The following is a 21,550-nucleotide window of genomic DNA, read 5'->3' as shown; positions in this document are numbered from 1 at the left end:
TCCCTTTTTTGTCTGTGTATAATCGTTATATGCGGAAAAAGAAAAAGCGTTTCTCTAATATAATAAGGAATGGATGTGAAAGCGGCATCTGAAGGGATGAATCGAATGGAGCCGGAACTTATATTGTTGTGGAATACCTTCACAGAATCACCGATATTTCAAGCAGGAATATGCACCGCTTGCGCCATTGTGCTCGTTATCGGACTGTCTATGCCTGCTGTCAGGCTGTTTCAGGCGCTTGAAAGAGGGAAGGGAAGGCCCGCCGTTATTGAAAAGGTGAAACGTACCGGCGTGATGACGAATGGCAGACACGAGCTTGTACTTATTTTAAAAGTGAAAAAACAAGACGGAACGCATGATAAACGTGAACTGGCACATGCCGCGTGTCATGAAGAAATCAGCCGTTTTTATGAAGGAGCTTCCGTATGGGTGACGGCAGCGGCTGGCGGACGAATTATGATCGCTCCGCGAACGCCGCGGCATAAGACACCGAAATAATAAAAGACGGGGCGGTTTTCCCGTCTTTATGTATTAATGCCGATCGATCCATATTCGTCCGCCTTCTGAGCCGGCTTCTATTTTGCATGTTCCTCCGATCGGGAAAGTCATCATAGGAGAAGTATGGCCGAAGTCAGCGTTTGCGATAACGGGCATAGACGACAGTTCTTTTTTTGTACGGATGACGGCGCAGAGAGCTTCTTCAGACACATTTGAAGCATGCTGGAACCGTCCGATGACAATTCCTTTCACGGCTGAAAAAGCGGGAAGATGAATGAGTGACTGCAAATCCCGATCAAACATATGAATGTCAGACATATGATCATCTTCTATAAACAGAATCACTTGTTCCATCTCCGGAAAGTATTCCGTGCCTTGCAGAAGATTCAGGGTGCAGAGGTTTCCTCCGATCAGTGTTCCTTCCGCATAACCGGGTTGAATGACGAGCGGACCCGGATTCGGATAAAAACGTCTGTCCTCCTGGTTCATATACCATTTATCATCACTCCACTCGGCCGAAGGCTTTACTTCATACGGCTTATCAGAAGCGCAGCAGGCTAAGAAAGAGTCAATCGTATAGTCCAATCCTTTTTTCATGGCGAATGAAGAAAAATGGGGGCCGGAATATGTGACAAGCCCGGTTTTTTGATAAATGGCATGGCCAAGGGCGGTAATATCTGAATAGCCGCAAAGGATTTTCGGGTGCTGTTTGATGTTTTCATAATCAAGATAACGAAGCAGCTGATTTGATTGGAACCCGCCGAGTGTCGTCAAAATCGCTTTGATGTCAGGATCAGCGAAAGCTTCGTGCAGATCCCGGACACGCGATTCAATGGATGATGAATCAAATTCATTTATTTCTTTCGCATGCTCTGAAAAAGACACACAAAAACCCAGCTCCTCCAATTTTGTCTTCGCGGCATTTATATTTTCATCTGTCATAACGGACATGCTCGTTGCCGGAGAAACAATACGAATGCCGTCACCTTTTTTCAATTTTTCCGGATACAAAAAAAACCCTCCTTATATGGTTTTATCTATTACACCATAGAAAAGGGGGTTTTTCTATCACTTTTTTACAGGTCGACCCATTTAATGCCGCCTGATTGTGTATCCTTGTCAATCCAGACATCAAATTGATGCTTTTCATAAAAATGAACGAGTCTGTCGACATGATCCCAATCACGCTTAGCGATGTCGCCCGTCACTTTCGGGATATTCTGCTCCCTGGCGATATGTTTTAAAAATTTCATGCAGATCGAACCGTAGCCGTGGTTCGGCGGGCCTTTAATGTCCCCGATATGAATGGCATTTTCATAATAGGAAGCAATCAGTGAAAAACATCCTCTTCCCCGGTAGGCTGATTCACAGTCAGTCAGCATAATCTTACATGTTTGGCCATCATCAATCGAGGAAACAATGATCCAATCGTCATTGTTCGATTGATCAATACCAAGCACTCGCGCGTCTTTTGATACATCTATCAGATTCTCCCGCATTCTGAAAATCTGAAATTCAAGCTTATGAAGCTCTTTTTCCAGCTCTTTCTGATCTCTTTCTTCTGCAGTAAACAAAATCATACTCCTTTCACAGCGTAAAACGTCTTAGTCAAACACAAGTATCCATTGTAGTAAATGATGTCTTGGTTTGTAAATGGGTTTTGCAAAAACTTTTTTAGAAAAGTCTGCCGTATATATGCAGATTGACGTTTTTAAGGAGGCCGGGATAGGGAAAGGAACAGGGAGAAGCGGAAAAAGGAGGAATCTATGATGGCAATTGACTCGCTCATCGGCAAATTGAAGTACGTAATGACGGAATCTCCTGATAAAATGCTTTCCTTATATGTAAATACGGATATGAGAAATCCGGATCAGCAGGGGGGAGAGTGGAAAATCGCTTTAAAAACCGGTTTTCGGAGATTAAAGGAGTATCTGTCTGTCAGTGATCCAAAAGAAGAAAAATCCCTCGTCCGCATCATGGAACGTGTCTATCAATATATCGATGGGCTCGGTAAAGAAATGCCGCGAAGTCTCGTATTTTTTGCATCGGGGGAAAGCGGTATATGGGAGACGATTGAGCTGCAAGTTCCTGTCGAAACACGGTTTTATTGGGAAGAAACGGCCGTCCTTGACCAATTGGAACTTCTCCGTGAACAATATCCGAGCACGGCTTTTATTCTCACCCAGCAAAATGAAGTGAAGATTATCGAAACCGTACTCGGAAAAATTGAAGGTGTAGAGCACTATCAATACGACGTCATCAATGAATCCTGGAAACCGCAGGATGTAAGCGAGAGCTCCGCATCAATGGCCGAAGACGCTGCTAAAGCCCACGTCGAAGAAAATCAAAACAGGCTGTATAAACGATTGGCTTCAAACCTTGATCAAAAGGCCTCATCACATAAATGGGAGCGCCTCGTAATCGCGGGGGATAAGGAAACAGCCGACATTCTCGATCAGCATATGAACAAACCGATTGATCGGATCATTCCAAAAAATCTGTTGAATGAAAACGAACATAAGGTGATAGAAGAACTGTTGAAGGAAGCATAATATGACGAAAGGCCGGGTCTCAAACACCCGGTCTTTTTAGGGCTTAAGTTTGTCTAATTTCTGACGAAGCGGGCGAAACCGTTGACATCAAAGCTGAATTCTCATACCATTTGGATAGTCAGTAAAATTGAGAGAGGTCATAAGATGAATCAGACAGAAAACAACAAACCTAAAAGTTATACCGGTATCGTGCTGACATTGACCGTTTTGATCAACGGGTTAATTGCGGTGCTGTTTTTTATGCCGAAATCGGGTCAGGTCAGCATTGCCAATATTCATATTCTGCCGATGTTAAATGCCATTTTTAACAGCTTTACTTTTATCTTTTTGCTGGCAGCGCTCTTTATGATTAAGCAAAAAAACATTCAAGCGCATAAACGCTTTATTTTGGCGGCGTTTACGACGACTCTGCTGTTTTTGATCTGCTATGTCGTGTATCACTCGATAGCTGAGAATACTTTATTCGGCGGCCACGGCATCATTCGGGGGATTTATTTCTTTATTTTGATTACGCATATTTGCCTTTCCGCCATCATCGTGCCGCTTGCGCTGTTTACGCTGATCAGAGGTTTCAGCATGCAGGTTGAGCGCCACAAAAAAATCGCCAGATGGACGATGCCGCTCTGGCTGTATGTCAGTCTGACGGGTGTCATTGTATACTTAATGATATCGCCGTATTATTAAAAAAAACCGTGCTTCGCGCGGTTTTTTCTATTGAAAAAAGGCGCCTCAGACAGGGCGCCTTTTACTCTTCAAGCGTTTCAAGTGTTGTTACATTTAAGGATTGTTCAACGGTTTTTGTTTTTGCTTTTACTTTTTCTGCGTACGTGTAATCACCATAGCAGTAGGGATAACGGAAATTGCCTTTGTTCCCTCCGCAAGTGTAAAGTTTCGGATTCTTTTTGACCTGCTGCTCGGAGTATTGTTTTGCCAGTTCCTCAGTATGCGATCCTCCATGTTCAGCCACAAAATCAATATAGCCGGCTCCCATGTTGTAGCTTTGTATAATCGTATCCAAGTCTACGCCTTTTCTCTTGCCTGTTTGGTACATGAGAGTGAATTGTTTGATTCCCTGTTTGATACTGGTTTGAGGGTTTTTGATTTGATTTCGCTTTAAACCCAGAGATTCTGAAGACTGCATGGGATCATTTCCTCTTCCTTTTGACTCCTGATATATCATGCCGAGTACCAGCGATGTATATCTAGTGAGCCCTTTTTCATCCAGCTCGTCCTCCACAAGCGGTTTGTAATCCGTCAGCCGTTCAAGCACGATCGGTTTGACATCAAACGGAAGACTTTTGAGCAATTCATTATTTGAAAATAACAGGATGAGAAAGAAGGACACCATGACAAAAACACATATCATCATAAGACCCGCAGCAGCGAAACAGCCTTTTTTCTTTTTCTCCACTGTGTTTCACCCTCAATTTCAGGAGCATTATGACTTTTTCATTATGACACAGATGAATGCGCGAAACCAAGCAGAAACCCGTATTTGAAACATAAATTTAAAATAACGGTTCTTTTGTCAGGCACAGGATGTATCTGCATCAATTGACATTTGGTATAATTGGGCTACTTGAGAAAAGAAGGGTGAGGTATATGACTGAATTTCACGAATCCGGAAACATGAATGACCCCGCTGTCGATTTAGATGAGGAAACATTATTTTTGGTTGCCCAGACTTTTAAGGCGCTGTCTGATCCGACCAGAATCAGAATTCTCCATTTGCTGTCACAGGGTGAGCACGCGGTAAATGATATCGCAGAAAAGCTGAATTTACTGCAGTCTACCGTTTCTCATCAGCTGCGTTTTCTTAAAAATCTGCGCCTCGTCAAATCACGCAGAGAAGGAACATCCATCTATTATTCTCCTGAGGATGAACATGTGTTAGATGTGCTTCAGCAAATGATTCACCATACGCGGCACGATTAAAAAACATCCCTGCTTTTTAGGCAGGGATGTCAGCCATATTGACTGTTATTTGTCTGGTCTCTGCTCGTTTTTAAAACATAAAAAGAGAAGCCGCTGTAATAAACAGCGATGAAATAAAAGACACTGATGGTCAGCGGATCTGCGCCGACCGTTTGGCTGTATGCCTCCGGATGGGTAAAATCCGCTGTGACCCGGTAAATTTCAATAACCCGATAAACAAATCTCGATAGGAATAACGTTAATAGAATAAGTTCAATCCACAGATGAGTCCGAAAATACATTTTTCCGCGGCGCTCTTCAAAAGAAATGTTTCGTTTGGCAAACAGAACCAGAAGCCAGCCGCAAAAAGTGCCGAATATAAGATACCCGTATAAAGCCGGGTGTGTGATGCTGAAAAAAGCCAGAGCGGCGGCCAGCAATGAAAACAAAATCATTCTTGTATAAAGCCAGCGGGGTTTCAAAGGCTGAAAGCCGACGGACCGTTTCACCTTTTTATACAGAAAAAAGGCAATCATTAAGACAGGGCAGATGCTTTGAAGTGTGATATGCATGATGTGGAACTCCCCCTCCGTTGAGTAGTGTATGCTTATCCGGCTGGTTTTAGTAGTCTGATTTATTCGCAGGCTGAAAGCATCTTTTATCACAGTATGCGCGTTTCTTTTTTTGGCATGAGAGAAGCGCCCGCGCCTTTTTTAAGATTTAAACAGAAAACGCTTGATAAACTAACGGTATTAGTTATAATAAAACTAATAACATTAGTTTTAGGGGGATATTGATGAGAATCTTACAATACGGAAACGTTTGGCAGCTGACCTTTTTTCCGGTGCTTTTCCCGGTGAATTGTTATTTGGTTGAGGAGGAAGAAGGGGTAACCCTGATTGACGCCGGCCTTCCCAACAGCCATAAAGGAATCAAACAAGCTTTGCAGCAGCTTGGGAAACCGCTGAATACCATATTGCTCACCCACGCGCATGGAGATCACATCGGTTCGCTTGACTCATTATCTGCGGAATTTCCAGATGCTGATGTCTGTATTTCTGAACGTGATTCTTTCTTGCTGAAAGGTGACACTTCATTATTTGAGCATGAAGCACAAACGCCGATAAAGGGAGGAGTGCCGAAAAATATTCAGACCGAACCTGATCGCCTGCTGAAAGGCGGCGAGCGGATCGGATCTTTGCTTGTCATTCCCGCTCCCGGTCATACGCCGGGGAGTCTTGCTTTTAAAGATTTGAGAGATAATATGCTGATCGTCGGAGATGCCTTTCAAGTACGGGGCGGCCTTGCGGTTTCAGGAAAGCTGAAATGGAGATTTCCGTTTCCCGCCTTTGCCACCTGGAATAAAGAAGAAGCTGTAAAAACAGCAAGAACGCTTATCGCTCATCAACCAAGCTGTCTGGCCGCTGGTCATGGAAATGTTCTCTATCATCCTGCTGAAATGATGGCTGAGGCTGCTGATGAAGCCGAACGAAGCCTGCGGGGAGGCCGATTATAATGTCACCGAGAGTCGGAATGAGCCTGGACATGATATTGAGAGCCGCAGCAGGCATCGCTGACGAAAAAGGGCTGAATGAAGTGACGCTTGCGGCCGTTGCAAAGTCCTTAAACGTAAAACCGCCTTCCCTTTATAATTTTGTCAATGGTCTTCAAGGAATTAAGACAGAGCTGGCCGTCTCCGGTTTAACCATGTTATATGAAAACATGGCGGCATCCTCAGAAGGACTGACAGGTGAAAGGGTCATGCTTTCACTTGCTGATGCCTATATCAATTTCGCTGAAGCCAATCCCGGATTATATGAAGCAACATTTCAAAAAATAAAAGACAGCCGAATGGAGAATCTGTCCAGCCAGCTTGTGAATCTTGTTGTCAGGCTGCTGACAGCAAACGGTTATGCACGTCCCGAAAACGCAATCCATGCCGCAAGAGGACTGAGAAGCCTGCTTCACGGTTTTGCTGCGCTGAGGAAACAGAGTGCATTTGAATTGACTGAATCAATTAAGGAAAGCCGGAAGTTTGCCGTTGTTGCTTTTTTAAGAGGTTTACAATTAAATAAACAATAATATTATTATGTAAACTAAAAACACGAAACAGATCATCCAAAAAGGAGGGGCAAATGGATTCATTACAGAACATCGTTTGTGAGCGGCGCACTTATTCACATATTTTTGATTCCCATGTTCACACATACTGTCAAATGCTCTTTCCTCTCGAAGGACAGCTGGACTTGGAAACAGAAAGACGTGAGGTGAGATTAAAACCGGATCAAATGCTGTATATTCCGCCAGGACATGAACACCGGTTCCGTTCTTTGGAGCGAAATGAATGTCTCGTTCTTGACATGCCGGCATATTTTTTAAGAGGCTCATTTGACCCCGGTGTGATCAATAAGCTTGATTCCTTTTGGACTTCGATTCGGTTTCTGCTGACAGAAGAGGCAAAGCAGCAGTCGTCTCATTCATTGAGTCTGCTTGCAGAATATATTGCTGAAAAGATGCAAGAAAGCCGTACAAATGATTCAATCACGTATATCCGCCGAAATCTCTCAAAGACTTTTACTATTAAAGAGCTTGCCGCAATCGAACATTACCACCCGGCTTATTATTCTGACTGGTTTAAAAGGCAGACGGGGAAAAGCCCGCAAGCTTATATTTCCGAGCTCCGTCTGAAGAAAGCGGAACAATTGCTTATTGAAACAAAATGCCGGCTGACAGACATCAGTCATGAGGTCGGCTTTCAAAACTTGTCTTCTTTTACCAGGTGGTTTGTCAGACATAAGGGAATAACACCGCGCGCCTATCGAAACACCTTTCAAACAGATAAATAAGCCCAAAGATCGGTTAAATAAATTGTGTCTTTTTTTGGTATCATGATTGTAAAAAAGGAGTTTTGACATGGCAGTCATCGAAGATTTTATGAAGCTTGATCTCAGAATAGGAACGGTCGTAAAAGCAGAAGTATTTCCGGAAGCAAAGGTCCCGGCTATTAAGATGACAATAGATTTCGGCGGAGAAATCGGCATAAAGCAATCAAGCGCCCAAATTACAAAACGGTATGCGCCAGGTGATTTGACAGGCAGGCAGGTTACCGCTATTGTCAACTTTCCGCCGCGGCGGATCGCCGGATTCAAATCAGAGGTGCTCGTTCTCGGCGGCATCCCGGAAAAAGGAGACGTCGTCCTGCTTACGCCCGAGCAGACCGTACCGAACGGAACGAAAATCGGATAATAAAAAAAGACGTTTGCAGAAGCAAACGTCTTTTGCGTATTGAGGCGATACACCACACGCCACATTCGTGTGCGCCGCAAGGGCATGTGCATCGGCTTACACAATTCAGCTCATCGCTATATGAATATAGCATGGCGGCTGTAGAAATGCAAGAGATATTTTAATATATGTTATATCTGTCTTTGTTTTGCCGATCACCATGACTACTTGGTGTAAGGTTTTGTTCAAATTCTATGATCTTGAATAAAGCAGTTCGACAAATGCAAGAGGGGATTTGAGCAAATTGTGACCCGAAGTGTGACCTGAGTGTGACCCCAAATCCATTATTATGAGCTGTCAAAAACGTTGTTATATCAATCAAAACGTACTGAAAATAAAGTGATTACAAGGTGTAAGTGTGACCTGGAATTAAAATCCAGGTCTTTTTGTGTAAAAAATGCATGCGAAGAGACCATATAGGCATTAAATGTTATTACTGATGTCTTCATTTATCTTTTTGCTAAGTTTCTGAACCTTCTCTTTAACATTTGAAACAGCTCTTTTTTGAATGTCATCAAAGTTCTCCTGAATATAGTTCATGACACTTCTTATTAGAACTTACTTTCAAAATTGAATATCTCATTTATTTCTGACTGTTCTTCATCTGTTAGGTGATGGTATTGAAGTTGTTTAGCATTTACTTCAGCAGCTACATCAATCCTAACTTTAGTTGTTCTGGTTGTACAATTTCATATTCACCTTCTGCATACTCTTGCTCTGCATAATGGACTCCCCATTGACAGAGCTCCTGCAAGATAGGTTTAAGAGATTCTCCAAGTTCAGTGGATGAATATTCAACCTTCGGCGGTACTTGATTATACATCTTTCTGCTCACAAGTCCACTGGCTTCAAGCTCTCTAAGTGTTTGAATCAGCATTTTCTGAGTTATATTTGGGATAATGCGCTTTAATTCACTCGTTCTCTTTGGTCCATTCATCAAAAAGTATAATACAAGGCCTTTCCATTTTCCGCCAATAACTTCCTTTGTCACTTCAAATCCACAGCTAAATTTTTTCATGTCTAAAGCTCTCCATTCCACATTTGTTACTTTTTAGTTACTATATCACAAAAAAGTGGGTACTTCCGATAATGTGCTTACTGAAGGATACTATATCTTGTAAGTTGTTCTTCAAGTACTTAAAGGTACTAGACATAAAATAAAATTAATTCTAAAGGAGTGTTAAGTATGGGTAAATTTGAAGGTAAAATAGCGCTTGTAACGGGTGGAACAAGTGGGATTGGTCTTGCTACAGCACAAAAATTTGTAAACGAAGGTGCATATGTTTATATCACGGGACGTAGACAAAACGAACTTGATAAAGCTGTTAACCAAATTGGCAAGAACGTAACCGGTGTTCAAGGTGATATTTCTAAGCTTGAAGACTTAGACAAACTATATGACATTATAAAGCAGGAAAAAGGTAAGTTGGACATTCTTTTTGCTAATGCAGGCATCGGCAACTTCCTTCCATTAGGTGAAATTACTGAAGAGCAGGTTGATAGAACGTTCGACATTAACGTTAAAGGAACCATCTTTACTGTTCAAAAAGCGTTATCACTATTCCCGGACAAAGTAGGTTCTATTATTGTAACGGGCTCTACTGCTGGATCAATTGGCAACCCAGCGTTTAGTGTATATGGAGCATCTAAAGCAGCATTAAGAGCACTAGTTCGCAACTGGATTCTTGACCTGAAAGGCACTGAAATCCGTGTAAATGTGGTTAGTCCAGGAGTTATTCTTACACCTGCATACGATGAGCTTTTTGGTGATGCACTTGAGGGAGCCATGGAAAATACGAGAAATACTGTTCCAGCTGGAAAAGTTGGGACACCTGAAGAAGTAGCAAACGCTGTATCTTTCCTTGCTTCAGACGAAAGCAGTTACTTGACGGGTGTTGAATTGTTCGTAGATGGCGGGCTAGCACAGGTATAATTTCACTGCGCAGAGATTACAAATAGTCCCCAAAAAAGGTTAATGGGGATTTACTTGAAGAAGTCGTATAAAAAAGTCGTTCTCCTTAAAGGACAGGGAATTCGACTTTTTTATGTTTGAATTTGATTAACGTTGTAAATTCGCATTTTCCTGGGGCTACCACTAATGCTAAATGGGAAATAGACTCACAAAACGGTAACATTTTAGGTGCTGGTCGTGTTGAAAGTGCTTCAAACTTCAAGGACTATGCTGAGTATTTTGAATCTGCAGATGGCAAAAAGATTGAAAGTGGATACCTTGTAACCCTTGAAGGAGATAAGATTCGCAAGGCTTAAAAAGGTGATGAGATGCTAGGTGTTATTTCTGAGACAGCGGGCGTTGTATTAGGTAGTGCTGAGATTGGAATGACAGATACTTAAGAAATGATTTCGGTGGATTGATCTATGAAGAAACTGAAGTTGAATACACAGATAAGGATGGGAACATAAAAACTGAAAAGAAAAGCCTTCCTAAGCCCAATCCGGACTATGATCCTGAATTAGACTACACTTCACGACAGGAGCGTGATGAGTGGCATATTGTTGGACTTATTGGACAGGTGCATTTACGTATTGGTGATACTGTTCAAGCAGGTGATAAGATTATAGCTAAGAATGGTAAGGGATCCAAAGCGGAAGACAACACAGGATTAACAGTCATGATAATTAAGCAGCCATATGATTCTAATAAGGGATATGGTGTAGCAATAGCATTTATCAGATAAGGAGGTAATAACGATTTATAAGGAATCAGTATTAAATGATGAGGATATTCATGTGAATAAGTCATTTAAGGATAAAGTAGGGGAGCTACTTCAACAGTTCACATCAGATTTCAAAGCTAAAATGGAAGAATTGTTACAACAGTTCACTGCACATAGTTTTAATCAAATCCGACATACCTCTGATGCTGAGCGTAAGAAATGGAACGGAGCTGTCACATATGCCAACATCATGCTAAAGAATGGGGCTACAGCAGGTACGCGGACAACAATGTACGCAAAATGGGGAGCGTTTTTAATTTTAAGGGGGCATGTGAAAACAGATCCGGAAATCATTTTCGGCTCAATTCCGGTTGAATTCGTACCATACGGAGGTGCAGTAAAATCAGTACCACTTAGCGGAACAGGTGGAACAGCCAATCTGATAATTTACGATTGGTGGTTATTCTAAATCTGATACTAAATGGAATGGTTATGGTGCATCTGATATTAAGAAATTTATTGCTTATGCCAAATCAATTGGCTTTGAATGGGGTGGAGATTGGACAGGGTTTGTAGATCAGCCACACCTTCAATTCAACTATAAAGGGTATGGTACTGATACATTCGGCAAAGCTTCATCTGCTAAACCAGTTAAGATTGTAAGACCTTCTAAGCCATCAGGCATCAAATCGGTTGGTAAGATCAAAATTGTCGGTGTAAAAAGCGCTGCAATCGTTATGGACAAACCAGACCGTAATAACGCTAAGAACGTCGGTATTTTGGAACTTGGTGAGACAATTAACATCTCAGGCTCTGTAAGAGGTTCAAACAATGCTAAGGGTTATTGGGAATTCATTTATGATGGGAAACGGAGATACATTTCTGGTCAATTCGGTAAACAAGTTTAAGTAAATAAATAGTTCCCTTGAAAATTTTCGAGGGAATTCTTTTATTTATTTGGAAAAAAGACCTAAACGTTTGAAACTATTGTTTTAGTTGTCCCGTATACTAAGGATACTTATAGAGGGGGTAACAATTAATGGATAAATATGAAGAAGAAGAATTGAAAGCCCGTATTTTAGGAGAAAGAGACATGTTTGCTTATTATCTGGAAGAAGTTTTGGCGAATAATTTGATTGAAAATCCCGTGGCATTAGGGATTGCCCGTTTGATTATTGATAAGGGTGCTGAAGGATTAACTGACAAGCAGTGGTATACATTTTTAAGACATGGTGTTGGAGCCATCAATTATGTCCCACAGTGCCGAAGGGATTATGAACAAATTCCTTGGGAAGAAATGCTTTTAGCTGTTCACATTGAAGAAGATGATTTATGTGGCTACTGTAGACATAAAGAAGAAAAAGGAGAATAAAAGATGGTAATCGCAAAGTTTGATCCTCCTGTTGGCATGTAGACTGCCCAAACAAATAAACCCCTCACAATAATGTGAAGGGGGTTTTTTTAATACTCGCATACTTTATCTTCACACTCAGGTTTCCGAGTGGCATCGACAGTAAATGAACCTACTTCATCATTTCCTTTATCATAGATTCCCCAGATTTCTTTTTTCTTATTTCCATTAAGGAAACCATTGATTTCAATGCCGCCCATTGGATTAATTTCATAATCGTCAGTGTAATCAATTCGGTCAACATCTTTATAGTTTGTTTTAATAAAGTCAGTCATTCTTTTTTTAGCCAAAGAGTACAACTCTTCTTTTTGCTGAGTTTCTTGGGCTTCCATTTTTTTGTCGTGTTGTTCCTTCATAAATATCCCTCCAAGTGTTATAATAACCAGAGCTATAAGGATAATTATGTATTTTTTCATAAAACCATCCTTTCTGTCTTACATTTTACATGAAGGAAGGGGTATTGTACATGAATACAAAGACTGACATACCTAATTTAACTGATAAAGACTATTATTTTCTCAGTCAAAATACATACAGTGAAAAGAAAATGAAAAAAGCCTATGAAAATAAGACTCCAATCGAAAATGGATCAAACAAGGCTTTTTACGTGGAGAAAATCAAAAAAGATCCAGATACAGGCCTAGATGTTTACGTATTTGTCCAAGCCAAGAAAAAAGAAGGTAAATGGGTAAAACCAAAAAAACCAGAAAATGTTGTTGTAGGTTTTCAAGGAACAAATCAGGAACAAATTAAAGCTGATGTTATAAGTGCAGATGGCGGCAACGTAGTCATGGGTAAAGACCCGAAAAAGAAAGTCCAATACATAATGAAAAAAGATGCGTCCGAAAACTCTAAAGCTATTGCCAAGTATAACGGCAGTATGGAACAAGCAATAATGATTAAGAGTGGAGAATACAAAATTGTCACTAAGACATCTCAATTTGATCAAGGTGATAAGCTCGTTGCCAATGAAGTGAAAAAGTATGCTGGCACTAACACAGTGATTTCGACAACAGGTCACTCACTTGGAGGGGCAGATGCGGAATACGCTGGTGTAAACAATAACGTTTACAGTGTAGCTTTTAACAACCCTTCCATTGTTAAACTGCACGATGAAGAAACACAGAATAAAATCAAAAATGGCGAATTTGATTTGTATCATAAAGCAATCATTAATCCTGATGATATGGTGGGATCAGGTTGGTTTTTAGAATACGACAGACACAACGGAACAACGATATACACGAAAGATCCAAGCATCGCACGTCAAGATCGAGCTCAAAGACTAATTTCTTCTTACGGAGTTCCTGGTATTTTGACCAACTTGATTACTTCTTTCTATGGCCAAGCATTTGCAAAAAATCCTGATACTCATAGTTTAAATGATTCGAATTTTAAATTTGATAAGAATGGTAATATCCAGAGTGTTGATAGCAGCAACGGTGTTTATAACCAGAATATCGAATCGTTCTCAGCTTATTCAGGTATGAATGGGCAAACCATTAAAGTCGATGCTAAATATGCAAAAGAATTAGCTAAACGATTACAGGCAGCTATCGAAGACTTAAAAACAAAGAAACAAGCAATTGAACGATTCCCTCATGATCACAGCAAAATGGTGTATGACGTAAAATCGATTTGTGGTAAGAGATTGGGAGAATTCAAGGATCTAGAACCAAGCGATGTTGATAAAGCTGTATTGTTTCACGCACCTTATGTGAAAGATGGGGCAGCATTTTATGACTCAGAAGAACAGTATCAAACTGAGGCTTCTCTTCATTATTTGATTAGAGATTTAGAGGATATTAGTGAGTTTATTGTTAAAATGGCTGAGGATTTAAAAGATAAGGATAATGAATTAGCAAGCTGGTTACGGTTATAAGGGGGATTTAAATTGCCATATGGAGTTAATATGGATGCAGATGAATTTTACAGACGGTTACAACAGAATGAGGAATTAAAAAAAATTGTGGGTTCAAGTTTAAAAACTCATTGCCAGAACCTAAAAGAAGACACAAAAAACGCATCAGACTTTTCTTCAGCACAACAGGTTATAGCTGAAGTGTATGTTGCTTTACTCTCTTCATTTGAAGGTAAAGCTAAAGAAGCATTAGTCCAAAGGCTTAATGAAAATGCGACTATGCTGACAAATGCTACAGAGAATAGAAGTGCTTTTCTGAGGAGTATAAGGACTAAATAATTAAAACAGACTCTTCACAAGAGTGAGGGGTCTGTTGTTTTTAATCTTCTTCATACTTTGAAACATAATAAACAAACTTATCTAGATTTAGTGGATCATACTCAGTTCGGAGAACTCGAACGTACAAATCTCCATCTGCAAGCCCCAGAGTAAATCGCCCATGCTTAAATCAAACTCTTCCTCATCTTTACTTAACTCTTCTTTTGTAGATTTGTAGAAGAAGTGTCCTTCTTTATCGTTGAGATCTTCTATGTATCTAATCTCAATACTTGCCGTGTTTTTCATTATATCTTCCCCCCTTAATCAGTGTGCTAATAACATATATTAGTACCAATTTATGGAGATGGGATTTGAAGAAATACTTCGTTAGTATTATCTTTTAAAGTATTCTTTTTTCATTCTTAAAACCTTGAACCTTCCCAACAGCAATATGTCATTCAGCTTGAACAAGCAAAACAGATGGAAGAAGCCGGAGAAGTGACTTGGGATATTTTAAAAGGAGCCGGCGTCGGTCTTTATGATGTCGGGAAAGACACGGTAACCGGTCTATGGGACTTTATAACCGATCCGGGAGAAACCTTGTCAGCACTGGGGAATGCAGTGCTTCATCCAGTTGAAACATACGATGCTATTGCAACAGCAATAGAAGAATCGTATCAAAAAGATATGGTGAACGGAGATGCGTATTCCCGATCAAGATGGGTGACATATGCGGTCGGTTCAGTGGCTGTGGTCGTCGTCGGAACCAAAGGCGCAGGAGCTATTAACAAAGCTGATGCGGCGGGGAAGATCATAAACAAGGCAGGACAGGCAGGGAAGAAACTTAAGGATGTAAACCTTCCAGATCTGCTTCCCTATCATCCAAAGTACAAATTTGCTCTAGCTGATAACGTACCATACAATGTGGTTGACAGCCAAAACCTTAAAAATGAACTTTTGACCAATGCAAAGAAAATCCCGGATGGAACGAGAAAGCCGTTTACCGGTCAAGTAATAAACCTTCCTTGGTTAAATAAAGAAAAGTACGGTGCCTTTGAAATAGACGGCAAAGTAAAAGTTAAAGGACAAATTAGAGATGTAAGCCGTAGAGTCTATACCTTAAATGACATTGATATTAATCAAAAAACTCCAAAAGGAAAAACCAACCTGGAATTAATGAAAGATGGTAAGTCTCCTTATGCTAAAGACGGAACACAGATTAACTTACATCACCTCATACAAGAAGAAAGTGGACCGTTGCTTGAGATACCTAATAGTTTACATACAAAGTATAGCGACGTAATACATGGCCTTAAAGGTAATGGAGAAAGCTTCAGGAATGATGTTTACCTGGAGAAACAGTACAATAATTTTAAGACAAGGTATTGGAAGTGGAGAGCAAAACAATATGAGAAAGAATAAGAGGTTATAAACCATGGATTTTTATTTGAAAGTAAAAGAATTCATAGCAGATAATGCAAAAGAAAAAGATTTTACGGGTGGGGTTGGAGAAGATAAAATTTTAAAAATTGAGCAAGACCTTCAAGTCACGCTGCCAGATAGCTACAAATGGTTTCTTAGAAGCTATGGTTCTGGCGGGGTTTATGGAATCGATTTATTAGGCTATGATTTTGGCGGTGCTTCAGTTGTAGAAACAACCAGGGAATATCATGAATATAGGGGGTTGCCAAATGGCTTAGTAGTCATAGAACATGTTGATTTTTTTGGGTATTGCTTAGATACCAATAAAATCAACAGTGAAGGAGAATGTCCAGTTGTTATTTGGAGTGAATTCGGTGGCTATAAAGAACTTAATTCTGCCCATTTTATAAAGTTCTTTTATGAAAGACTTCATGAGATGAAAGAAAACTGGGAAGAAGATGAAGACTGGGACGATTAATAAAAAAAGCTCTCTTTTAGAGAGCTTTTTTCAATTTTTAACAGGATTTATAATGAGCAAACAGGCATTGCTCAAAATACTCGCCGCACCTATCCAAAGCAGCCATTGTGTTTCGGTCAGCCACGAGGCAGTTAGGATAAAGAGTCCAATGGCAATTGATATATAATTGCCGGCTCGGTCCAGTTTGCGTTTGCGATGAATTTTATATTTGGCATGAGAGATAAATTGAGCAATTTTATTTTTCTGCTCATAGCTTTTTTCCTTTATCTTATTCCTTGCCTCTTTTACTTTTCGATAAAGCATATTATTCATCGTCTGCACTCCCGTATCGCCGTTTTGAAAATTCAGCCATGATTTTTTCTTCATAGCCATCTGGGATGAATTGAGCCTGGTCTTCAACTTTCAAATGTGCTTTTTCTTCAAAACCATCCTGTTCTTCACCATCAAAACGATAAAGTTTTTGCAATAGCCTCCAGAATGTTTCAACTTCTTCAGTTGTGAATTCGTGAAACATATCCGCTAAAAAATAGGTGGATTTTTCTGAACAGGAAATTAACGCTTTTGTTCCTTCAGGGGTAATTTCAATATTGATTGCACGTTTATCCAGTTTGCTTGGCACAGTGTGAACATATCCTTTTTTCGCAAGGCTTGAAATTAATTTGTTAGCGGTTTGTTTTGTTGTGCCCAGCTTTTTAGCGATATTCATAAGTGTGGTATCTTCCGTCGGTAAATGAGCAATAGCGATAAGAGTCATGTGCTGTCGGGAAGTCAACATTTCTAAGTATTCGTCTCCGCGAGTTTGCACCTTATTGACAACCGAAAACAGTGATGCATAACTTTGTTGCATAAAATGCAGTTCTTTCATTAGTAAATTAATATCCATAAGTGATCTCCAATATAAATTGTCACCATGTTGACAATTACAATATACATTGAAATGGGAAATAAGTCAATATGGTGACTAAAAGGGGGAGGTACGGCTGTTTTACAAATGTCACAGGCAGTCGGAGTGTTTTCAAAAGGTGAAATAAGTATAATAAATGCGAAAAGGGCATTAATCCAAAGCGAGAAGGTGTTTGACATGCAGAAAGTGAACTGGTCAGAACAGTATGAATGGTTCAATAAACAGGATGAAAAAGACGGGCGTTTAATGGCGCTCCTTCGTCATGAGCTTGCATATGAGGAAGTCATACGGTTATATACGAAAGGGTTTTATTTGAAATCCAAAGAAGGGGATGTTTCGTTAAGTAAGAATGATATCTGTCGTATGTTTGGGGTTGAAGAGAGGCAGGGCGGCAAATCTTAATGAACGGGAAGAGAAGAACTCTCTTCCCGCTATTCACGGCAGCTGTTATTCTTTTTCCAGCATGGCAGTCAGCCATTCTCGTAATGCAGTTTTCTGTACATACCGCTTTCCGTTTCTGGTGATATGCGGAATATCGGAAGTGTCAGGCACGATTTGTTTTGCTTCTTCCTTAGTCACTCCTAAATAATAGCCAATGTAGAAGTGAAGATCTTTTTCTTTGATGAGAATTTGGTCAGTGTGTTCATGAGGATCAGGTGATTTAAAGTTTTTTAATCCGTCTCCTATGAAATATCCGGCTAAAGCGATGCCAATGCCGGTAATAATATCCATACAGCAAACCTCCAATAAAAGTCATTATGTTTTATACGGTCAAATCCGCCGAAAGGATTCACTTTCAGTAAGAGCGGGGGAGCTTATTTTTGCTTTCCGATCTTTTCCACCTGCACCTTTCCGGAGAAGAAAACAGCGCCTCCGCCCATATCTGCAAGCCGATCGGGAGTGAGTGAATTGACCAGCTGTTTTTTATCATCCGCGTCAGCCCAAAGACCTTGGCTGACTGCAACGCCGGGAAGCACTTGTTCGCCGACTGAAGCTGTCAATTCACATTCGCCGCGGTTGTTCCATATTCTCACGGTTTCCCCGTCTTCGATGTTCCGGCGCTCAGCATCTTTTGTATGAATAAAAAGCTTTGGCGCTTTTTCCAGTTTTACGTGTTTTTCATTATTCGAAAATGTCGAATTTAAAAAGTTATGATTCGGTCCCGGGACAAATAACAGCGGGAAATCATCATCGCTCTCAAGAGGGATGTGTGTCGGCAGCGCCGGATAACCGTCCTGTTTCATCTTTTCAGAATATAACTCAATTTTTCCGCTCGGTGTCTTGAGCTTGCCAGGAAAAAGCGGTTTTTTCCGATTGGCTCTCATGAAAGAATGGGATGAAAGCGAATCGTAATCAATATCCTCGATATACGGATTGGCGGGAAAGTCCAGCGCCTGTCTGATTAATTCTTCATCGGAATCCTGAAGCTCCTGCTCGGTAAAGCCCATCGCCCCGGCAAGCAAACGGAACACTGCCGTATTCGATTTGCTGTCCCCATATGGTTCGATCACCGGTTTTTGCAGCTGAATAAAATGATGCCAGTAAGACGTGTAAAAATCCGTGTTTTCAAAGGCGGATGAAGCAGGGAGCACGATATCCGCATATTTGGCGGTTTCCGTTAAAAACAGATCGTGAACGACTGTAAATAAATCTTCCCGCTGCAGGCCTTTTCTGACTTTATTCGCTTCCGGGGCAACTACCGCGGGATTGGTTCCGTAAATAAACAAGGAGCGTACGGGCGGTGTTGTTTCTAAAAGAACGCTTCCGAGTCTGTTCATATTAAATGATCTTGGCTTCCTGCCATAAAGCAGATCAGGCCGCTGGAGCGCTTGTCTGTTATAGTTTAATATCGCGCTGTTGTGCTTGATTGCGCCTCCCCCGGTGCGGAGCCACTGTCCTGTCACAGCCGGAAGGCAGGCGACGGTGCGGACGATCATTCCGCCATTGTCATGGTGCTGAATGCCGTTTCCGATCCTGATAAGGGAAGGGGAGGTTTCGCCGTACATTCTCGCAAGTCGTCTGATATCGTCTGCTTTAACGCCTGTTATAACAGAAACCGTTTCAGGATCATACTGTTTGACATGCGCTTTTAATTCTTCACTGCCTTCGGTGTACTCTGTGAGAAATGCTTCATCGTGAAGGTTCTCGGCAAATAAAACATGCATGATACCGAGAGCGAGTGCGGCATCTGTGCCGGGGCGAATGGGAATAAACCAATCGGCAAGCCGGCCTGTTTGGTTCTTATGTACATCGATAACGACAATTTTAGCTCCTTTTTTCCGGGCTTTTTGAGCAATCATGACCTGATGCATATTCGTGCTGACGGCATTGATTCCCCAGAAAATAAAGAGCTTTGCATGTATGGTCTCTTCCGGGTCAGTACCTGCGCCTTCTCCCATTGTATAGTTGTAGCCCTCCGATCCGGCTTTGCTGCAGATCGTCCGTTCGAGCTGGCTCGCCCCGAGTCGGTGGAAAAAACGGCGGTCCATTCCCTCTGCCGCCAGTTTTCCCATATTGCCGTAAAAGCTGTACGGGAGAATGCTTTCCGCTCCTTCTTCGGCAATAAGCTCTTTCCAGCGCGCACTGATCGTATTGATTGCTTCATCCCATGAAATAGGCGCAAACACGGCTTTGCCTTTTTCGCCGATCCGTTTTAACGGGACGGTTAAACGTTTTTCATCATAAATGCGCTCAGCCATGTGTCTGACTTTGTTGCAAATATTCCCTGATGTGACGGGGTGATCCGGGTCTCCCTGAATGTTAACGATTTTTCCGTCTTTTTTTGTCACAAGTAAGCCGCATTGATCGGGACAGTCCAGGGAGCACACCGATTTAAAGACGCCGTTTGGCTGTTTTGCAGCAGAATTCATAGCCATTTCTCCTCTTTTTTTATATTGTAAGCATTATAACATTTCGAAATAGATCGTCAATTCAGAAAAAAAGTATTGACATCACGGAAAGACTTATCTATGATGAGTTTATTCTTTTTAAAAGCCTGACAATTTCATCATTTTATTTTCTATCAAGAGAGGTGGAGGGACTGGCCCTATGAAACCTCGGCAACATTTATTGTGCCAATTCCAGCAAGCGTATGCTTGAAAGATAGGAAAGAATGGTCTATACATATTTGTGCGCTTCATGCGGATAAAGACGGTATATGAATCTCTTTCCTTCTTCGGGGAAAGAGATTTTTTTGTGAAAAAATTTATGTGAAAAGGATGTTTTGGACCATGACGGTTTTAATTACCGCACCATATCACGACGAGGGGCTGAAGGAGCTGACAGATCTGTTCGGGCGGACTGTGCACCTGCCGTGGAAGAAGCACGGCAGGGCCTATCGGGAAGATGAATTAATCCGGATGATTCAAGAGACAAACGCGTCGGGGCTTATTACCGAACTTGATGAGGTATCAGAGCGAGTGATTGATATATTGCCGGATTCCGCTTTTATCGGCGTCTGCAGAGGGATGCCGTCTAATGTGGATATCACGGCGGCGACTAAAAGAAAAATTCCCGTCTTCTATACACCGGCCCGCAATGCCCAGGCTGTTGCTGAAATGTTTATCGGAAATGTCATTTCATTTTTGCGCCACACGTATTCTTCTCATCAATGGCTGAAGGACGGGAAGTGGAATGGTGATTATTTGCAGGCTTACGTCAAATTCAGGGGAAATGAGCTGACGGGGAAAACAGTCGGCCTTATCGGTTTCGGAGCTGTCGGACAGAGAATCGCCCGGCTGTTGGCGGCTTTTGACTGCAAGGTGCTGTACTATGACCCCTTTGTTAATCATGAGAACAGGGAGTATGAAAAAACGACGATTGAACGGGTATTTTCTGAAAGTGATATTGTCTCCGTTCATTTGCCGCGCACCGAAGAAACCATCGGCCTAATCGGCGCCCGGCACTTTCAATTGATGAAGCAAGAAGCTGTTTTTGTCAATACATCAAGAGCAGCGGTTACAGACCGAAAAGAGCTGCTGCGGGTGCTGAAAGAACGGCGGATTAAAGGAGCGATCCTTGACGTGTTTTATCACGAACCGCCTGAAGCTTCTGATTATGAATTGATCTCACTGCCGAATGTGTTCGCGACTCCCCATTTAGCGGGCGCAACTTTTGAGGTGGAGGATCACCATGTGAGGATTTTAAATGAGGCGCTTTTCAAATGGAAAAAAGATCAGCTCTGCTCAATACGTGAACTTTATAACAAAAGAGAACTTGAGATGGAAGGATAG

At 41.4% G+C, this 21,550-nt stretch carries 26 protein-coding genes, 4 pseudogenes and 1 riboswitch; of the genes and pseudogenes, 19 read left to right on the top strand and 11 right to left on the bottom strand.

Going from position 1 to position 21,550, the window contains the following annotated elements:
- The first annotated feature begins 105 nt into the window (after positions 1–105).
- Positions 106–498: a hypothetical protein gene (locus AD710_RS17255; protein WP_049628620.1), complete on the top strand. Its 393-nt coding sequence runs from the start codon at positions 106–108 to the stop codon at positions 496–498.
- A gap of 33 nt (positions 499–531) precedes the next feature.
- Here AD710_RS17255 and AD710_RS17250 read toward each other — a convergent pair whose 3' ends face one another.
- Positions 532–1,509: a S66 family peptidase gene (locus tag AD710_RS17250; protein WP_049628619.1), complete on the bottom strand. Its 978-nt coding sequence runs from the start codon at positions 1,507–1,509 to the stop codon at positions 532–534.
- Positions 1,510–1,574: 65 nt separating this feature from the next.
- A complete protein-coding gene (locus AD710_RS17245) occupies positions 1,575–2,078 on the bottom strand; it encodes a hypothetical protein (protein ID WP_395941011.1) in 504 nt (167 codons plus the stop codon).
- Positions 2,079–2,267: 189 nt separating this feature from the next.
- Here AD710_RS17245 and AD710_RS17240 point away from each other — a divergent pair, with 189 nt between their 5' ends.
- On the top strand, positions 2,268–3,050 hold the full coding sequence (locus AD710_RS17240; RefSeq protein ID WP_049628618.1) for a VLRF1 family aeRF1-type release factor: 783 nt from the start codon (positions 2,268–2,270) through the stop codon (positions 3,048–3,050).
- Between the two features lie 144 nt (positions 3,051–3,194).
- Positions 3,195–3,734, top strand: coding sequence for a DUF420 domain-containing protein (locus AD710_RS17235; RefSeq protein WP_016936589.1), 540 nt, complete (start codon positions 3,195–3,197; stop codon positions 3,732–3,734).
- A 61-nt stretch (positions 3,735–3,795) separates the two neighbouring features.
- Here AD710_RS17235 and AD710_RS17230 read toward each other — a convergent pair whose 3' ends face one another.
- Positions 3,796–4,461 (bottom strand): lysozyme family protein, encoded by a 666-nt coding sequence (locus AD710_RS17230; RefSeq protein WP_016936588.1) that lies wholly within the window; start codon positions 4,459–4,461, stop codon positions 3,796–3,798.
- A gap of 218 nt (positions 4,462–4,679) precedes the next feature.
- On the opposite strand from AD710_RS17230, the gene czrA reads away from it, so the two are divergent.
- Positions 4,680–4,985 (top strand): Zn(II)-responsive metalloregulatory transcriptional repressor CzrA, encoded by a 306-nt coding sequence (gene czrA, locus AD710_RS17225; RefSeq protein ID WP_173363131.1) that lies wholly within the window; start codon positions 4,680–4,682, stop codon positions 4,983–4,985.
- 29 nt (positions 4,986–5,014) lie between these two features.
- Here czrA and AD710_RS17220 read toward each other — a convergent pair whose 3' ends face one another.
- Positions 5,015–5,536 (bottom strand): CcdC protein domain-containing protein, encoded by a 522-nt coding sequence (locus AD710_RS17220; RefSeq protein ID WP_016936586.1) that lies wholly within the window; start codon positions 5,534–5,536, stop codon positions 5,015–5,017.
- Positions 5,537–5,760: 224 nt separating this feature from the next.
- Here AD710_RS17220 and AD710_RS17215 point away from each other — a divergent pair, with 224 nt between their 5' ends.
- The 4 genes from AD710_RS17215 to csaA all read left to right on the top strand — a co-directional run bounded on the left by AD710_RS17215 (position 5,761) and on the right by csaA (position 8,210).
- Positions 5,761–6,480, top strand: a complete 720-nt coding sequence (locus tag AD710_RS17215; RefSeq protein WP_049628617.1) for an MBL fold metallo-hydrolase — start codon at positions 5,761–5,763, stop codon at positions 6,478–6,480.
- Complete coding sequence (locus tag AD710_RS17210; protein WP_049628616.1) at positions 6,480–7,046, top strand: TetR/AcrR family transcriptional regulator; 567 nt, start codon at positions 6,480–6,482, stop codon at positions 7,044–7,046. Before AD710_RS17215 ends, AD710_RS17210 begins: the two co-directional genes overlap by 1 nt.
- A gap of 53 nt (positions 7,047–7,099) precedes the next feature.
- The gene (locus AD710_RS17205) at positions 7,100–7,810 is read left to right on the top strand and encodes an AraC family transcriptional regulator (protein ID WP_049628615.1); all 711 of its coding nucleotides are present in this window, start codon (positions 7,100–7,102) and stop codon (positions 7,808–7,810) included.
- Between the two features lie 67 nt (positions 7,811–7,877).
- Positions 7,878–8,210, top strand: coding sequence for a chaperone CsaA (gene csaA / locus AD710_RS17200; protein WP_049628614.1), 333 nt, complete (start codon positions 7,878–7,880; stop codon positions 8,208–8,210).
- A 688-nt stretch (positions 8,211–8,898) separates the two neighbouring features.
- Here csaA and AD710_RS17195 read toward each other — a convergent pair.
- The gene (locus tag AD710_RS17195; protein WP_049628613.1) at positions 8,899–9,267 is read right to left on the bottom strand and encodes a winged helix-turn-helix transcriptional regulator; all 369 of its coding nucleotides are present in this window, start codon (positions 9,265–9,267) and stop codon (positions 8,899–8,901) included.
- A gap of 168 nt (positions 9,268–9,435) precedes the next feature.
- On the opposite strand from AD710_RS17195, the gene AD710_RS17190 reads away from it, so the two are divergent.
- The 5 genes and pseudogenes from AD710_RS17190 (at position 9,436) to AD710_RS17170 (ending at position 12,296) form a co-directional block, all read left to right on the top strand.
- Positions 9,436–10,182, top strand: a complete 747-nt coding sequence (locus AD710_RS17190) for an SDR family NAD(P)-dependent oxidoreductase (protein WP_010334554.1) — start codon at positions 9,436–9,438, stop codon at positions 10,180–10,182.
- A gap of 155 nt (positions 10,183–10,337) precedes the next feature.
- Positions 10,338–10,945: pseudogene (locus AD710_RS19380) on the top strand (peptidase G2 autoproteolytic cleavage domain-containing protein); the annotation flags it as partial.
- A 139-nt stretch (positions 10,946–11,084) separates the two neighbouring features.
- Positions 11,085–11,378 (top strand): annotated as a pseudogene (locus AD710_RS17175) (hypothetical protein); the annotation flags it as partial.
- Between the two features lie 7 nt (positions 11,379–11,385).
- A pseudogene (locus AD710_RS20245) lies at positions 11,386–11,832 on the top strand (M15 family metallopeptidase); the annotation flags it as partial.
- A gap of 131 nt (positions 11,833–11,963) precedes the next feature.
- Positions 11,964–12,296: a hypothetical protein gene (locus AD710_RS17170; protein WP_049628610.1), complete on the top strand. Its 333-nt coding sequence runs from the start codon at positions 11,964–11,966 to the stop codon at positions 12,294–12,296.
- Between the two features lie 89 nt (positions 12,297–12,385).
- Here AD710_RS17170 and AD710_RS17165 read toward each other — a convergent pair whose 3' ends face one another.
- Positions 12,386–12,751, bottom strand: a complete 366-nt coding sequence (locus AD710_RS17165; RefSeq protein WP_049628609.1) for a DUF1433 domain-containing protein — start codon at positions 12,749–12,751, stop codon at positions 12,386–12,388.
- Between the two features lie 50 nt (positions 12,752–12,801).
- On the opposite strand from AD710_RS17165, the gene AD710_RS17160 reads away from it, so the two are divergent.
- On the top strand, positions 12,802–14,217 hold the full coding sequence (locus tag AD710_RS17160) for a hypothetical protein (protein WP_049628608.1): 1,416 nt from the start codon (positions 12,802–12,804) through the stop codon (positions 14,215–14,217).
- Positions 14,218–14,229: 12 nt separating this feature from the next.
- On the top strand, positions 14,230–14,535 hold the full coding sequence (locus AD710_RS17155) for a hypothetical protein (protein ID WP_016936335.1): 306 nt from the start codon (positions 14,230–14,232) through the stop codon (positions 14,533–14,535).
- 87 nt (positions 14,536–14,622) lie between these two features.
- On the opposite strand, the gene AD710_RS17150 is transcribed toward AD710_RS17155, so the two are convergent.
- Positions 14,623–14,820 (bottom strand): hypothetical protein, encoded by a 198-nt coding sequence (locus AD710_RS17150; protein WP_049628607.1) that lies wholly within the window; start codon positions 14,818–14,820, stop codon positions 14,623–14,625.
- Between the two features lie 120 nt (positions 14,821–14,940).
- Here AD710_RS17150 and AD710_RS17145 point away from each other — a divergent pair.
- Positions 14,941–15,936 (top strand): annotated as a pseudogene (locus AD710_RS17145) (HNH/ENDO VII family nuclease); the annotation flags it as partial.
- 13 nt (positions 15,937–15,949) lie between these two features.
- Positions 15,950–16,414: an SMI1/KNR4 family protein gene (locus tag AD710_RS17140; protein ID WP_049628606.1), complete on the top strand. Its 465-nt coding sequence runs from the start codon at positions 15,950–15,952 to the stop codon at positions 16,412–16,414.
- A 30-nt stretch (positions 16,415–16,444) separates the two neighbouring features.
- On the opposite strand, the gene AD710_RS17135 is transcribed toward AD710_RS17140, so the two are convergent.
- Both AD710_RS17135 and AD710_RS17130 read right to left on the bottom strand, forming a co-directional pair.
- Positions 16,445–16,726, bottom strand: a complete 282-nt coding sequence (locus tag AD710_RS17135; protein WP_049628605.1) for a hypothetical protein — start codon at positions 16,724–16,726, stop codon at positions 16,445–16,447.
- Positions 16,719–17,297, bottom strand: coding sequence for a MarR family winged helix-turn-helix transcriptional regulator (locus AD710_RS17130; protein ID WP_049628604.1), 579 nt, complete (start codon positions 17,295–17,297; stop codon positions 16,719–16,721). Before AD710_RS17130 ends, AD710_RS17135 begins: the two co-directional genes overlap by 8 nt.
- Before the next feature lie 198 nt (positions 17,298–17,495).
- On the opposite strand from AD710_RS17130, the gene AD710_RS17125 reads away from it, so the two are divergent.
- Positions 17,496–17,720, top strand: coding sequence for a hypothetical protein (locus AD710_RS17125; RefSeq protein ID WP_045926188.1), 225 nt, complete (start codon positions 17,496–17,498; stop codon positions 17,718–17,720).
- Between the two features lie 45 nt (positions 17,721–17,765).
- Here the strand turns inward: AD710_RS17125 and AD710_RS17120 are convergent, their stop codons facing one another.
- Complete coding sequence (locus AD710_RS17120) at positions 17,766–18,050, bottom strand: hypothetical protein (RefSeq protein WP_016936576.1); 285 nt, start codon at positions 18,048–18,050, stop codon at positions 17,766–17,768.
- Positions 18,051–18,133: 83 nt separating this feature from the next.
- Positions 18,134–20,188, bottom strand: a complete 2,055-nt coding sequence (locus tag AD710_RS17115; RefSeq protein ID WP_049628602.1) for a molybdopterin oxidoreductase family protein — start codon at positions 20,186–20,188, stop codon at positions 18,134–18,136.
- 146 nt (positions 20,189–20,334) lie between these two features.
- Positions 20,335–20,427: riboswitch (SAM riboswitch) on the top strand.
- 121 nt (positions 20,428–20,548) lie between these two features.
- Between AD710_RS17115 and AD710_RS17110 the strand changes: the two genes are divergently transcribed.
- Entirely contained in the window at positions 20,549–21,550 is a 1,002-nt protein-coding gene (locus AD710_RS17110) for a 2-hydroxyacid dehydrogenase (RefSeq protein WP_049628601.1), read from the top strand.

It is taken from the genome of Bacillus sp. JFL15 (assembly GCF_001184225.1).
Taxonomy (GTDB): Bacteria; Bacillota; Bacilli; order Bacillales; family Bacillaceae; genus Bacillus; species Bacillus siamensis.
Note: the sequence above shows the minus strand (reverse complement) of the source record. Positions and strands in the feature narration are given on the sequence as shown.